Here is a 13476-nt window from a genome sequence, read left to right on the forward strand (position 1 = left end):
CAACAACCTCAAGAAGCTCGCCAAAACACTATGATCCCGCTCCCGTACCGCATTTTCAATAGAGCAAAAATTGAGAAAGTTACAGCCGACAAGCAGGACTGGGAGGGTGGCATTGAGAGACTCCAACAAGCCTTTTCGCAAACAGGGGGCAAAAAAGCGTTCAACGAACATATCGAAGACCATATGAGTGCGATTACAACGTTATTCCAAGCGTTTCAGCGGCCATATGAATTTGATGAGGTTCTACTGGAGGATGACACTGTCAGAGTGAGTCGTCGAGGCTCGGCAGACGACAGTGAGCCCGTCGAAAAGATGAGTTCTGGACAGCGAGCGGCACTTGGGCTGGCGATTTTCATGACGAATAATCTCGCCCATCCAACTGCACCACCAGTCATGCTACTTGATGAGCCGGTAGCTCACTTGGATGATATCAATACAGTCTCGTTCTTCAATCTGCTAATTAGCGCCGCAACGGAACTGGACCGGCAGATTCTATTTGCAACGGCGAATGAAGACATTGCGAATCTTCTCAAAGAGAAGATCGGCGATAGTGACGATTTCAAGTCAATCGATCTGGATAAGGCCCGCTGATTCTACCGCGAAATCCAAAGAACCCGATGAACAATCCCGGCAATCTCTTCAACCGCATAATCGATCTGCGCGAGCGTACTGTCCTGCCCGACCGCAAATCGAATCGCCGAATGCCAGCGATCTGCATCTTCTGTGATCGTCACCAATGCTAACGGTGAAAGAATCTTAGTTGATGCTAGGCGTCGGCCAGTCGGGTGTGATGCCGACCAGTTCGGCGCTTATTCGCCAGAGCCGCCGTCGCACCGCCTGGTTCGTCGCCTCGGGCACGGGGTCAACGGGACCATCGCTGCCGATATATTGGCCACTCATAGAGCCGTACGTCGGCTCCACCAGAAGCGATTGGAGACGTTCGGCGGCCGCTTGCTTTGAGGTAGCGACACCCGGAACCAGCCCTGCGATCCGAACCAGCAGCCGCGTTCGGAGCGACGCCTCACGGAACAGGTCCGTCGACGGAACGAATCCCGGATGAACGCAGTTGACCGTGACTGCGGCGTCGTCCGGGAGCCGGGCATCAAGTTCGACCGTGAACGCGATGTTCGCCAGCTTCGAGCGGGCGTACGCGTCGAGTGAGTCGTACTCGTCCGTCAGCTGTAGGTCGTCCAGATCGAGTGTCGCCCGCCGATGGATGTCCGAGGCAGTGACGACAACACGCGGATCGGATGAGTCACGGAGATGGTCGAGCAATTCGTATGTCAGGAGGTAGGTGGCCAAGTGGTTCACCGCGAGTGTGAGTTCGATTCCGTCCGGACTCTCACGCCGTGTTCCAGCTGAGAGTCCAGCATTGTGAGCGAGGACATCAATCCGATCGTACTCGCGTTTCACGGTTGTTGCGAGAGACCGGATGGTGGATTGGGAGGCGAGATCAGCCTGATGGAACGCGATTGTTCCGGCAAGGTCTTCGGACTGTTCTGTGAGGGTGGCTCCCTTCGACTCGTCGCGGCCGACAACTGCGACGGTCGCACCTCGTTGTGCGAGGTCAACCGCTGCCACCCGCCCGAATCCGCTCGTTCCACCGGTGAGAAGGATCGTGCGGTCGGAGAGATCGTCGATCATGTACCCTTTCGACGCCGGCGGTCCAAAAGCGCGAGTAGCACGTACACAGCGCCGATCACGCGGACGCCGTCGGTGAGATGCTCGTTCCACCCCACCGACTCCGGGTCTTCGTACACGAGCGCCCCCGCGATTTGCTCGTACAGTCGCGGGACGAAAACCAAGACAGCACCAAAGATTCCGGTGACATTCATCAGCCACGCGTAGAGGCGGTCATCACGGAGCGCAGCGGTCGTGAGCACTACTCCTTCCACCCGAATCAGGAGACCAAACCACGAATGGACGGTGTTTTCGTCAGGATTCTCGACCGCAATCGTCTCGAATACCGCCACGATCCGGTCCGGAGCGGGGGTCGTGAGAACGCCGAGAGCACCGAGGAACTGCCGTAGCATACGCGTTCCTTCGCTCTGATGGAGCTTAAGAGTCAGTGCCGGCGGGATAGATCTCTCTCAGTATCACAGCGACCGGTGAATGATCTTAACCAACAGAATTGGGGACTAAGGGTGTGCGTTGGTTAATTCGGATATCGTGATCCCCTGAGCTATTACTCCACCGTGTTCGATACTGCGAAGTCACCATTAGAACAGCATTTCGAAGATCAATACTATTTCAAAACTTGAATACGTAAGACAGGGTATGTATGATCTCACAGGGTTTCAGCGCGATCTGCTGTACGTAGTTGCCGGACTTGATGACCCCCACGGGCTCGCAATCAAAGACGAACTCGAGGATTACTACGAAAAAGAGATCCACCATGGTCGGCTCTATCCGAATCTCGACACACTCGTTGAGAAGGGACTTGTCGAGAAAAGTCAGCGAGACCGTCGAACCAATGAGTACACTACCACTCGTCGGGGCACCAGAGAAATTGAGGCGCGAGCAGAATGGGAAGCTGAGTACATTGACCACGACGCCTGAACCGTCGCGGTCGATATCAGCCTGGCTTCGCCGCTTCACTTTGGCTTGGCGTGTATCGGATCCACAATCGTTTCGCAGTTGGGACACTCTGCCCACACTCCCTCCTCACCCTCGGTAGTCTCGTATTCGATCATTACCCACGCCTCGCGGACCTCGTGACCACATTGCGGACAACTACCCAAGACAGCATTATTTTCGGTCATGAGCTCATACTAGGCGTCCCCTCCGCTCTACATGGCTTCAGGACCGGCAGCCTCCTAACACTTTGTCAGACACCACTGTGGTCCACGTACTGACCAGATTCGTCAAAATATATCTCCACACTACAGCTAACTGCCACATGGAGCGTGTCATAGAATCCAACTCATAGCATCTCACAGCCCGGTTCGTTTCCTCGCTCGTAGTTGGTGATTGCAATGACGAGTCGGAGACACAGTGCAAGGAACACTTCTGTTCGTGCATGGACGCGGCCTCGGGCGCGGACGTGCCCGAGGCCGCAGTCCTTGACTGCGTCGTTGGTTCGTTCCACTCCTGTCCGGTTGTTGTACGTCTCGTCTAAGATGGATTGTTTCAGCTGAACGTCCTCGCTGTGTTCCTCGATTCGGTCTTCGACCCTGTACTCGATATTTTTCGGGTCATCAGTGTTTCGCGGATTGTATGGAGCGATTGGCACGACCCCTGCGGCCAGTAGGTGATCGTGCCAATCAAGGATGTCGTAGGCGCTATCTCCAAGCATCCAGATCGGAGTTTCGACGGCGAGCGCGTCACGTGTGACGCGCATCGCCGTCTCTTTGTCTGCTTGTTTGGCCTGTGTGAATTCCGCCGCAATCGGAATCTTTGACCCGGTTGAGACGATCGTACAGCCGAAGCCGTAGTAGTACTCCTCGGCAGTTGGATCATAGTTCCACGAGGCGGCGTCGTTGTATTGGATCGCCTCGATGTGTGTCGAATCGATAGAGTACGTGGAGTCGAGCAGGCCGCGGGCGGCGGCCTGCTCGATGAGCCTGTTGAAGATATCGTCGATAACGTGTTCGAGATCGGTGAGAAAGCGGTCAACCGTGTCCCTAGACGGCGGTTTGTCGAGTCCACAGTAGTACCAGACGAGGCCGTGCTGGAGTTCTCGTGCAACCGGACGTGTGCCGTAGATATCCTTGTAGTAGCAGTGTAGAAAGCCGCAAAAGAGGGCTGGTGGCTGGTGAACTCGTGTTCGCCCCCGCTTCGAGGGGGCGAACACGTCGTACTCTCTCAGAAACTGGAATTCAAGGTATTCAAACAGCGGTACTGTCTCGGTAGCCGCCGCATTCAAGAAGTCGTCTACCGAAGCTACGTCTTGCAGGGTTGCGCTGGTGTTGGACACACTTTTCGCACCCTGCTGCTTCGTACGTGACGCTTTCTATGACACGCTCGCCCTGTATCCAGACGTAGATGGTGTCGATCCGCGTGAACGCGAACGGCCAGTCACCGAACTGCGGGATGATGTATGCCTCCTCGATGGAGGGTGGACTCACGCCGGCGCTTGCCGCGACCAGCTCGCACGCGGCTTCTCTCACGCGCTGGTCGACAACAGAGAGGCCTCGTCATAGTGGACGTAGGTCTGCGTCTTCGAGATGGTTGACGGCTTGTCTCACCGTCTCGTACGGTCTGTGGAGGTGCTGAGCGACACGCCGGATGGAGTCACCACTTTTGATGGCGAGGATGACCTGGGCTGCCGTGTCGTCGAGCACCTCGTACATCTGGTGGTTACCAATAATTCGGTAACAATTGAAAGCCTTACTAGATAGTTGGTTAGAGCGTATCTGGCTGAGTTCTACCACTCAGGTTTCTCCTCATGTACGGATGGACCATTCGTCTTTAGAGTTGGCAAGGATATGCTCACAAGTCTGTATATTGATGACGTCAAGGAACAGTTCGAAGCCAATTACGGAAGCGCATAGGTTCAGTTGTCGTACTGGATGCCCCATTCTTCAGCCATCTCGAAGACGTCATCGAGGTGTGCGAGGCCGTACACCATCGCGAACTCGCGAAGATCGGCCTTTGTGATGTTCGTGCCATAGCGGTCCTCGAACTCGGTTTGGGCCTTTCGGACAAGGTCGTCGACGTCCGGGTTGAGTTCGAGCGTGGTCCGGTCGCGTGCCGTCGACGTTCCATCTCGCCACGTCGCGTAGGGGACTGGCGGCGACTCGGAGTGATACTCCGGTTGCATGAGTGCTCTCGCGAGCTGCTCGTTCGAGTGCCTGCGGCCGGATTTAAGGTCGCTAATGTAGTCGACTCCGGTCTCGGATTCTTGTCCGACACCGGCTTCACGTAAGTCGTCGCGCCTCGTATTACTCGACGCCTGTCCAGTGGTCTCGTTGGTCGATTTGTCGTCCTCGACAGGCTGCGTGTCTTCCATGTCCATCTCTACTGATTCGTCGGCTTGAGTGTCGTCGCCTTCGTCATTTGTGTCCTCGAACGGGTTCTCCATATCGCCGCCTGACTCGAAGCTCATTGTGACACCTCAGCGGCGTCGGGACCGCCAGTTGTCAGCTGAGAGAGGTCGACTTCTCCCCAGATGTCGTTCCCGTGGAATAGATCTTCTCGCGGCCACCCGCCGTTAGGGAGGTCTTGGCCCGCGCGATGGTAGATGTACGATGCGAGGGTGCGGAACTTCGGCATGATGTCCGCGTTGTAGTCACGGATGCGGCCGTCCTTCAGCTGAGAAAACACCGTCTCGTAGTTCTCCTCGGCCTTCTCGAACGCACCGAGGTTTTTGAAGTAGACTGGAGCCGGATACTGCTCGTGAATCTTAGTGAGGTACTCTTTGTGAATCTTCTTTCCGGCGTCGACTTTCGATGGAACGACACCGCTTAGTGTGATGTTGATATCCATCTCTTCGGCGAAGTTGCGGGCGCTGTCTTCGACGCCGGCGATGCTCTCGATGCCGCCGCGCGTGGGTTCGGCAGGGATGAGGATGTTGCGGGTGGCGTAGAGGGCGAGATAGTAGCCTTCGTCGGCTTTCGCGTTCGGATCGACGAGCATGACGTCGTACTCGTCCTGAATGTCGTTGTCTTGGAGGACTTGGAAAAAGCGTTTGTATCGGGGATACTCCCACTCGGGGGGTTTGGACGCTTCGAGGTAGTCGGCGTGTTGGTCGAGGCGTTGGTCGACGCGGTTGAAGCGTTTGTGTGAGGGAATGACGTCGATGCCGTCGTCGGCCGTGCGAATGAGATCGCGGAACGGCCCTTTGCCCTGGTCAATGAGGTGGAGCGTTAGGTCGTCGGCGTCGGGGTTGTGTTTGTCTTCGTCGACGCCAAGATAGTTCGAGACGCTCCCATTTTGCGCGTCGAAATCCGCGATGAGGACGTTGAGACCGAGTTCGGCGTAGGCGGCGGCGAGATCTCTGGTGATCGTGGATTTGGATTGGCCACCACTCTGGTTATAGACGGTTATTGGTAGCATGTGCGCACCATCATCCGCATCGATAATAAGAGTTGCTCAGACACACACCACATTACTCACTGTAGCAACTACAGACCACACCTTATGACCATACTGTACGTTCATAATGACCGTTCACAATGGACGTTCATAACGGACTGCCACAACTGATGTATGTGGGTGAGTAAAGCAAAATTCGCCGGACGTCGGCACGCTAGGTAGAACAAGGTCGGGCCGTCGACCATTCTTCTCCCTCGATACGGAGAGAATCATTCAGCTACATCAGCTACCGACGCTCTGCATATAATCTCGTACCGTGATCGACGGGGCTCAGATGATCTCCCAGCCAAGAGTCCCCAGCCCCGTAATCAGTCGTGAAGATGTCAAGCAAGCCCATCCGCTATCTCTCTTGGACGGTTGATCCCCTGAGTTCGCCGAAGAAGACTACACTCTCGCGGCGTTGTGGGGCGGCAGAAAGTGAGATTTCGCCAATGTGGTCAATACAACCGTGGCGTGATTTCGCCAGAAATAGATGACACGATTGGGAAGGACAACCGACTCAGCCCCAGTATTTCCCGATTTAGCTTCGACAATCAATCCACCTTCATAACTTCGGAGGATAGATCTCATGCGTGCCTTTGTTTTCTCACAAAAAGCTTGATTAAAACCTCGCTAAATCAATAACAGTCCGTCATTCGAGTACCGCTCCAGCAGGCGCTTGTTTCACTGTGAACCGTTCGCGTGAACTTCGTCGAACAAGTCTGTAACCCGCTGTTCGATATCGTTTCGGATCTCACGGACCTGATCGAGATCTTGGCCGTCAGGATCTGTTAGCGCCCAGTCGCGAACATCTATCTCTTCAGCATCGAGTTCGAGTGTCGAACAGCCCATTGTGGCGACGACGTCACATGATTCGAGCTCAGTTGTTGAGACTTCTCGAGGGACTCGATCCGAGAGATCGATCTCGTGGTCTTGCATGACCGCCACGACCTCGTCATGGACGCTATCGGCGGGGTGAGTGCCACCGGTAATGATCTCAACACTGTCTCCGAGTCCACGACGGTCACGCTCGCGTTCGGCGAACGCTGTTGCCATCTGACTGCGACCAGCATTTTGTACACAAACGAATCCTAGAGTAACCGGCAAATCATCACTCATAAACAACAGAATCGATGCCGTCGACTTGAGAACTTCTATGTGGTATATATACGTCTCATTAGCTCAACACGGCTCTGAGAGTACTTCTCAGATAGCCTATCAAGAGCCGCTGTGCCTGAAGTAACAGCTATACCGATCCCACTCGCTTGTGGAGGTGTGACTGAATCCGATGAGCGGACGGACCACCAGATCGCGTTCGTGTGCGTCCAAAACGCAGGACGGAGCCAAATGGCGGCGGCGTTCGCTGAGCGCGAGCGCGACCGTCGCGGTGTGGGCGATCAGATTACGATCGTTACCGGTGGCACACAGCCCGCAGACCACGTCCACGAGATTGTCGTCGAAGCAATGAGAGAGCGGGACATCGATCTCAGCGACCGAACGCCGCGAGAGGTGACGCCAGACGAGCTACAGGCGGTCGATATCGTCGTCACGATGGGGTGTTCGGCATCGGACGTGTGCCCAGCGACGTGGAACGGCGAGAATCGCGATTGGGGGCTTGACGACCCCCACGAGCGTCCGATCGAGCAGGTTCGGGAGATCCGTGACGAGATCGAAGAACGTATCGTCTCGCTGTTCGATGAACTCCTGTCGCAAACTCCGTCCGCGGAGTGACAATTGGCAGGGCCGTCAGCCGGAACCGCCCCTGTGACCTCCGCTAACAGCAGCCGTCGTCGTCGGCGCCGCAGACGCTCCCGTAGTCGACACCAGTCTCGTCGCCGATCGCTTCGTTACACTGCATCACCATCGTGGTGAACGCGAACTCCGAGGAGGACTCTTTCGCCGCCGCAAGCTCTTCGCCGAGCGACTCGGCGGCCGCGACGACCTCGTCGTCGGTGACTCCGTCCTCGCTGGCGTCCTGACCGGAAGCGCTCAACAGCACCCACCTCCGGTGGACCGCGCGAACTCCTCGCCGATTTCGTCGCTAATGGCGTCGTTCGTTCGCTTGAGCAGTTCTATCAGATCGGCCTGTGCGGCCTGCTGACGCTGGATCGTCTCGTTGTTCGACATTTCGGTCTGGAGCTGCTTCAGCTCGGCCATCACCGACTCGTCGAAACCGCCGCGTTGCATCTGCTGTTGCTTTCGCTGGTACTCGCGGAGCAGCGCCATCGCGTCGTCATCGTCCTGTAACGCCTCGTCGGCCGCGACGAACCGCTGATACGTCTCAGACTCGTCGAGCGTGTCGAGGAACTCGTGGAGCGCCGCCTCAATGTTGGCTTCTACGTCTTCTTCATTCGACATGCCCACGCTGTCCTCGGCCGCACCTTCCACGTCCTGTGCGTCGCTCACGAGGGCGTCACCTCCGGTGCGTCCGCTTCGACAACGTCTGCGAGTCCGGTAATCTCCTCACCGAAGGCGCTGAGTTCGTCGAGCCCAATCGGTTCGTCCTGCCGGAGCGGCGCCAACATCAACGGCGCGTCGAACCGGTCACGGATCTCGTCGAGATACTGCGCCTGCTGAGCGCGCCGATTCGCGAAGAAGGCGTTGTCGCCGTACTCCTCGGGGAGGAGGTAGTTGGCGACGACCAGCGAGGTCTCGATGCCGACCTGATCTTTGAGGTCGGCGGCGGCCCGGTAGGCTTCCATCATAGGCGTGTACTCGGGGTACATCACGAACGCGAACGTGCTCCGTTCGGGGTCTTTCATCGTCTCGATGACCTCGTCGTACTGGTCGCCTTTGGCGGGGGCAGCCCCCTTCGTCAGCGAGCCGAGGTCCATGAACCCCTTCCAGTCGGAGGGAAGTTCGAGCAAGCGAAGGGTGTGGCCTGTCGGCGCCGTGTCGAAGACGACCACGTCGTAGCCGTCCTCGTCGAAGTAGCTCACGAACTTTTCGAGCGCGGCCATCTCCTCGGCACAGGGCGATTCCAATTCCTCTTCGACGTTCGCGATCGCGGCGTCGACGTCGATCTGCGTGTCCTCTTTGTCCTCGTACATCTCGGTGACATGGTCGAGGACTTGCTCGCGGTACTCCGCAAGCGCTTTTTCTTGGTCGATTCGCGCCGCGTCGAGGTTCTCCTGGCCGACCGAGGTGGGTTCGTGGCCCACGGGCTCACCGAAGATGTCCTCTAAGTGCGCGGCCGGATCGGTCGTGACGACAAGCGTCTCGTGGCCCGCCTCAGCGAGTTTCGTCGCTGCCGTCGAGGCGACCGTGCTCTTGCCGACGCCGCCCTTCCCGGTGAAAAAGAGGTACTCCGTCTCCTCGCCCGGCGTGAGCTGGTCGACAACCGCGTCGGCGTCCGCCATCGAATCGAACTCGACCGCACCGTCAGCGTCCACGTCGGTCGCGGTCCCGACGTCGACGGTCGCCTCCGTGCCGTCGTAGAGGACACCGCCCACGTCAGCGAGCAGGTCGAGCCCGGCTATCTCGCCGGGCTGGAGCGGGTATGTCGCCGTCGCGTCCGCGTCGAACTCCTCGCGGGCGCGCTCGATAACGGCCTGCTCGTCCGCGCGTTTCCCCTCGAAGAAGGGGTCCTCGCACACCGACTCTGGGAGGTAGCCGTTGAGGATCAACAGCTGCGACTCGATCCCGAGGTCGCCGAGGTCGCTCGCGCTGCGTTCGATCTCGTCGATCGAGGAGTCCTCCGGCTTGCCGACGAAGGCGAAGGAAGTGCGCTCGTCGTCCTGGAGCGTGTCGATCGCGCGCTCGTAATCCTGTTTCTTGTCCTCCATCGAGGCCGCCGGCCCGATACAGGTCGAGCCGCCCTTCTCGAGTTCGGCGTTCCAGTCGGAGGGGAGCTCCATCAGCCGGATGGTGTGGCCCGTCGGTGCGGTGTCGAAGACGACGACGTCGTACTCCGGGCTGTCCATGAAGTCGACGAAGTTGTCGAAGGCGGCGATCTCCTCGACGCAGGGGCTGTTGAGCTGCTCTTCGACCGTCTGGATCTCCTCTTCACCGAGCAGTTCGCGCATCGGCTCGATCGTCTCCTGGCGGTACTCCTCGGCGGCGGTGTCCGGGTCGATCTCGATCGCCGAGAGGTTCTCGATCCCGTCGATCGCGGTGACCTCATGGCCGATCGACTGCCCGAAGATGTCCGAGAGATTCGGGGCGGGGTCGGTGGTCACCAGCAGCGTCTCGTAGTCGTTGTCGGCGAGCCACGTCGCGGTCGCACAGCTCACCGTGCTCTTGCCGACGCCGCCCTTCCCGCTGAAGAAAACGAACTCGGTTTCGTCGCTACTCGGTTCGACGACCTCACGCGCGCTCGTCGCTGTCGACTGTGATTGTGCCATTTATTAGGCCTCCTGTGGCGCGGCGTTGCCGTCGATGGCCGCGGTCAGTTCGTCGTACGAGAGGTACTCGCCCTCGGCGACGATCTCGTCGTCGACGACCGTGATAGGGAGAATCGACGGTCCGTCCTCCTGAACGCGGTCGTAGATCCGCTGCGTTTCGAGGAACTGATCGATGTTGTGCTGCATGTTCGCCCGGTTGACTTCGAGCTCGTCGAACGCGTCTTCGAGCTGGTCAAGCGCCGCGCTGACCTCAACGAGTTCGTCGTCGGGGTCGGGACCGCAGACGCCGGTGGAGCAACACATCGCTTCTTCGTACAGGGTAAGTTCGGTCATGATTGAGTCGGATCGCGGTCGTACGTCTGACGTATCGTTCACAGCAGGACACGTTTGTTTGTCCTCTCTGTGGCCGATTCATTTGAACAAACTCTCATACAATTATAAGCTCTTCGGTCGGATATCTCCACATCGGTCGCACAGTCATTTCATCTTGAACGGCCGAGACCCCCCGATCACCCGATAAATCCGTTGGTGGCCCACGATCCTGGGTCGTCGACACACGTCGTGGTTCGACACTTCGACGCCGGGGCACTCACGAGGACGAGCGCACTTTCGACATCACCGTTCTGGATCTGCCGCGCCGCAGTCGGCGGAATCCAAACCGCGTCGCCGGCTTCGAGTTCGACGGATTCGTCGTCGATAACGACGGTAGCTTCACCCTCTAAGAGGACGTATATCTCCTCGTGATCCTCCGCGGCGTGGTCATGCGACTTATTCCGCCATCCGGGTTCACAGCGCGCGATTGACACGCCGACCTGCTCGCTATCGAGCGAGTCAGTAAGCGGCCGCATCGCGCCCGAGGTGGTCTCGATGTCGGTGTAATTGACCCGTTTGTAGGAACCGGTCACGGCGAACACCCTGTAGCGGCGCATTCGGTCGTATCGTTGCTCGAGCCTGCCGAGATGGTCGTTGTCGACCGCCAGACACCTGCCACAAGTCTCGTCTCTTTCACACGAGACAATATTTGAGAGATTACTATATTGTTTTCGCTGTCCAGCTATCAGTTGAGACGGCGCTCCGCAACGTTTAATCCCAGCTTGGTTCAATTGTTTGTATGTCATCTACCGAGCGTTTACAGCGGTACGTCGCCGACGAATGTGGCTCCTGTACAGATGAAGATCTCGCCGACCGGTTAGCGGAGCTAGAAGAACTGAACGAGAGCGTCGGCGGGTCGGACCTGGAGACCGATATCGAGCTACTGTCGGCGCTCGGCAACGAGACCCGATACAAGATCGTTCGGATGCTTCACGCGGCTGATGACGAGGAGCTATGCGTGTGTGAGCTCTCGCCGCTCTTGGACGTGAGCGACAGCGCAATCAGCCACGCCCTCTCGCAGCTCACTGATGCTGGCCTCGTCACGCGCCGGAAGGAAGGGAAGTGGCGGATGTATCGCGCCACGCCGCGTGCGAACGCGGTCCTCGTCGCTCTCGACGGGTCGCGGTCGCTGTAAGAAGGTTCCCGGCTCAGAGTAGCCCGGCGAAGACGGTGTTGAACAGCACACCGACGGTGATCCCGATCGTCACGACCGTCGTCGCGTAGATCGCGAGCAGCCGGCGTTCGAACAGCTTGTTCAGGAGGATCAGGTTCGGGATGCTGATCCCCGCCCCGCCGATGACGAACGCAATCACCGTTCCGATCGGGATCCCCGCCTCAGTGAGCGAGTGCGCGATCGGCAGCATTCCGCTGATGCTCACGTAGATCGGCGCACCGGCGAGTGCGGCGATCGGGGTCGCGAGCGGGTTCCCCGGCCCGGCGATCCGCTGGAGGAGCTCCGCCGGTACGGCGCCGTGGATCAGCGCGCCGATCGCGATCCCGACCGCGATGTACGGGAGTGTGTCGCGGAAGAAGGAGAGCGCGCCCTCCCCCGCGGCAGTCACGCGTTCCTTGTGGGTTCTGTTCGTCGCCGTCGTCCCGCACTCGCTACATCCGCCAGCGTCGGCTGCCCCCGACGTGTCCGAGGGAGTCGCTCCGCCGTCGGTCGCGATTTCACGACCGCCCGCGGTGATCCGGACGTCCTTGATATACCCGTCGAGTTCGAACGTCCCGATGATGAGTCCCGCGACGATCGCCGCGAGCAGCGCCGTCGTCACGTACGCGACGGTCACGCCGGTCCCGAACAGCCCGAACAGCAGGAACACGGCGATCCAGTTGACGATCGGGGAGGCGAGCAGAAACGAGAACGCCATGCCCGTGGGGGCGCCGGCCCCCAACAGGCCCGCCAAGACCGGGACGGTCGAACACGAGCAGAACGGCGTCACCGCGCCGAGGCCCGCCGCGAGGACGTTCCCGCTGCCGTGGTCGCGTGCGCGAAGCATCTCTTCGACGCGCTCGGGCGGGAGGTACTCCTGTGCGAGCCCGACGAGGAACGACGCACCGATGAACAGCGGCGTGAGGACCATCGCGAGGTGGAGGAAGTAGTCCCACGAGTCGAGCAGCGCCGCTTCGGTCCCCGGCGGGATCATCGGTCCTCACCTAACGCCGCGGCCAGATCGAGCAGCTGGAGGCTCGCTGTGTCCGCGATCCGGTAGTACGTCCACTTTCCCTCCTTGCGCGTGGCGACGATGCCGGCGTCGCGGAGCTTCCTGAGGTGTGACGCGACCGTCGACTGGGGCGCGTCGAGTACGGTCTCCAACTCGCAGGCGCAGAGCTCGCCTTCTCGAAGCGCGTGAACGACCGCGAGTCGCTTCTCGTTGGCCAGCGCCTTGAACGCCGACAGCTCCGCCTCGACGACCGCGTCGTCCGCCCGTCGAGTCTCCGGGAACGGCCCGTCACAGCAGACGCCTTCCTCCATCCGTCGGAGCGTTCCGCTCGCGGATTCGGAGCCCGCTTGAGCCGCCGCGTTCTGTTCCTGCGACATTATGAATCAGTCCTCCGTACGGTCGGCGCGCTCGTCCGGCGCGTCCGCCTCGTTTTCGTCCGAGTCCACCTCCTCGATTTGCATGTCACAGCAGCTCTCATCGTCGTTTGACTCGCCACCGAGCAGTCGGTCGAGTATCGACATACATATCGATATAATCCGATTTGACTTAACTCATTTGGTCAGGTGTTCAGCTGACTCGAG

General features: G+C 58.9%; 19 protein-coding genes and 2 pseudogenes. 4 read left to right on the top strand and 17 right to left on the bottom strand.

All coding sequences use genetic code 11. The features are described from left to right. Positions 1-591, top strand: a pseudogene (locus ACFQEY_RS04175) (hypothetical protein); the annotation flags it as partial. 2 nt (positions 592-593) lie between these two features. Here ACFQEY_RS04175 and ACFQEY_RS04180 read toward each other — a convergent pair. Genes ACFQEY_RS04180 through ACFQEY_RS04190 form a run of 3 tightly spaced genes read right to left on the bottom strand, consistent with a single transcriptional unit; the run spans position 594 to position 2033 of the window. Then, positions 594-734: a hypothetical protein gene (locus ACFQEY_RS04180; protein ID WP_379765125.1), complete on the bottom strand. Its 141-nt coding sequence runs from the start codon at positions 732-734 to the stop codon at positions 594-596. A 22-nt stretch (positions 735-756) separates the two neighbouring features. After that, positions 757-1644: an SDR family NAD(P)-dependent oxidoreductase gene (locus ACFQEY_RS04185; RefSeq protein ID WP_379765127.1), complete on the bottom strand. Its 888-nt coding sequence runs from the start codon at positions 1642-1644 to the stop codon at positions 757-759. Next, on the bottom strand, positions 1641-2033 hold the full coding sequence (locus tag ACFQEY_RS04190) for a hypothetical protein (protein ID WP_379765129.1): 393 nt from the start codon (positions 2031-2033) through the stop codon (positions 1641-1643). Before ACFQEY_RS04190 ends, ACFQEY_RS04185 begins: the two co-directional genes overlap by 4 nt. 244 nt (positions 2034-2277) lie before the next feature. On the opposite strand from ACFQEY_RS04190, the gene ACFQEY_RS04195 reads away from it, so the two are divergent. Next, entirely contained in the window at positions 2278-2559 is a 282-nt protein-coding gene (locus tag ACFQEY_RS04195) for a helix-turn-helix transcriptional regulator (RefSeq protein ID WP_379765131.1), read from the top strand. Positions 2560-2594: 35 nt separating this feature from the next. Here ACFQEY_RS04195 and ACFQEY_RS18750 read toward each other — a convergent pair whose 3' ends face one another. The 6 genes and pseudogenes from ACFQEY_RS18750 to ACFQEY_RS04220 form a co-directional block, all read right to left on the bottom strand. Continuing rightward, entirely contained in the window at positions 2595-2762 is a 168-nt protein-coding gene (locus ACFQEY_RS18750; protein ID WP_459864919.1) for a DUF7837 family putative zinc-binding protein, read from the bottom strand. Between the two features lie 161 nt (positions 2763-2923). Beyond that, positions 2924-3916, bottom strand: coding sequence for a transposase (locus ACFQEY_RS04200; protein ID WP_144928157.1), 993 nt, complete (start codon positions 3914-3916; stop codon positions 2924-2926). A gap of 49 nt (positions 3917-3965) precedes the next feature. Then, positions 3966-4292, bottom strand: a pseudogene (locus ACFQEY_RS04205) (helix-turn-helix domain-containing protein); the annotation flags it as partial. A gap of 203 nt (positions 4293-4495) precedes the next feature. Further along, on the bottom strand, positions 4496-5047 hold the full coding sequence (locus ACFQEY_RS04210) for a DUF7970 domain-containing protein (RefSeq protein WP_379765133.1): 552 nt from the start codon (positions 5045-5047) through the stop codon (positions 4496-4498). After that, complete coding sequence (locus tag ACFQEY_RS04215) at positions 5044-5997, bottom strand: ParA family protein (protein ID WP_058365046.1); 954 nt, start codon at positions 5995-5997, stop codon at positions 5044-5046. The genes ACFQEY_RS04210 and ACFQEY_RS04215 overlap by 4 nt, the downstream gene beginning before the upstream one ends. A gap of 702 nt (positions 5998-6699) precedes the next feature. Then, a complete protein-coding gene (locus ACFQEY_RS04220) occupies positions 6700-7134 on the bottom strand; it encodes a low molecular weight phosphatase family protein (RefSeq protein ID WP_128906375.1) in 435 nt (144 codons plus the stop codon). A gap of 189 nt (positions 7135-7323) precedes the next feature. On the opposite strand from ACFQEY_RS04220, the gene ACFQEY_RS04225 reads away from it, so the two are divergent. Next, entirely contained in the window at positions 7324-7746 is a 423-nt protein-coding gene (locus tag ACFQEY_RS04225; RefSeq protein ID WP_379765391.1) for an arsenate-mycothiol transferase ArsC, read from the top strand. 43 nt (positions 7747-7789) lie between these two features. On the opposite strand, the gene hcsS is transcribed toward ACFQEY_RS04225, so the two are convergent. From hcsS to ACFQEY_RS04250, 5 genes are all read right to left on the bottom strand, one after another. Next, positions 7790-8014 (bottom strand): halo-CC-star protein HcsS, encoded by a 225-nt coding sequence (gene hcsS, locus ACFQEY_RS04230; RefSeq protein ID WP_112077628.1) that lies wholly within the window; start codon positions 8012-8014, stop codon positions 7790-7792. Next, on the bottom strand, positions 8005-8421 hold the full coding sequence (hcsL, locus tag ACFQEY_RS04235) for a halo-CC-star protein HcsL (protein ID WP_128906377.1): 417 nt from the start codon (positions 8419-8421) through the stop codon (positions 8005-8007). Before hcsL ends, hcsS begins: the two co-directional genes overlap by 10 nt. Next, a complete protein-coding gene (gene arsA / locus ACFQEY_RS04240) occupies positions 8418-10358 on the bottom strand; it encodes an arsenical pump-driving ATPase (protein WP_004595749.1) in 1941 nt (646 codons plus the stop codon). Before arsA ends, hcsL begins: the two co-directional genes overlap by 4 nt. Positions 10359-10361: 3 nt before the next feature. Next, complete coding sequence (gene arsD, locus ACFQEY_RS04245) at positions 10362-10691, bottom strand: arsenite efflux transporter metallochaperone ArsD (protein ID WP_094519407.1); 330 nt, start codon at positions 10689-10691, stop codon at positions 10362-10364. Between the two features lie 176 nt (positions 10692-10867). Beyond that, positions 10868-11287, bottom strand: a complete 420-nt coding sequence (locus ACFQEY_RS04250; RefSeq protein ID WP_004595751.1) for a cupin domain-containing protein — start codon at positions 11285-11287, stop codon at positions 10868-10870. A 182-nt stretch (positions 11288-11469) separates the two neighbouring features. Here ACFQEY_RS04250 and ACFQEY_RS04255 point away from each other — a divergent pair, with 182 nt between their 5' ends. Next, positions 11470-11865 carry an ArsR/SmtB family transcription factor gene (locus ACFQEY_RS04255; protein ID WP_004595752.1) on the top strand — a complete coding sequence of 132 codons (396 nt, stop codon included), beginning with the start codon at positions 11470-11472 and terminating at the stop codon, positions 11863-11865. A gap of 13 nt (positions 11866-11878) precedes the next feature. Here the strand turns inward: ACFQEY_RS04255 and ACFQEY_RS04260 are convergent, their stop codons facing one another. Genes ACFQEY_RS04260 through ACFQEY_RS04270 form a run of 3 tightly spaced genes read right to left on the bottom strand, consistent with a single transcriptional unit; the run spans position 11879 to position 13416 of the window. After that, the gene (locus tag ACFQEY_RS04260) at positions 11879-12877 is read right to left on the bottom strand and encodes a permease (protein ID WP_004595753.1); all 999 of its coding nucleotides are present in this window, start codon (positions 12875-12877) and stop codon (positions 11879-11881) included. Continuing rightward, on the bottom strand, positions 12874-13272 hold the full coding sequence (locus tag ACFQEY_RS04265) for an ArsR/SmtB family transcription factor (protein ID WP_004595754.1): 399 nt from the start codon (positions 13270-13272) through the stop codon (positions 12874-12876). Before ACFQEY_RS04265 ends, ACFQEY_RS04260 begins: the two co-directional genes overlap by 4 nt. A gap of 6 nt (positions 13273-13278) precedes the next feature. Beyond that, the gene (locus ACFQEY_RS04270; RefSeq protein WP_158295129.1) at positions 13279-13416 is read right to left on the bottom strand and encodes a hypothetical protein; all 138 of its coding nucleotides are present in this window, start codon (positions 13414-13416) and stop codon (positions 13279-13281) included. Between the last annotated feature and the right edge of the window lie 60 nt (positions 13417-13476).

The organism is Halorubrum trueperi (assembly GCF_042662525.1).
Lineage (GTDB): Archaea > Halobacteriota > Halobacteria > Halobacteriales > Haloferacaceae > Halorubrum > Halorubrum trueperi.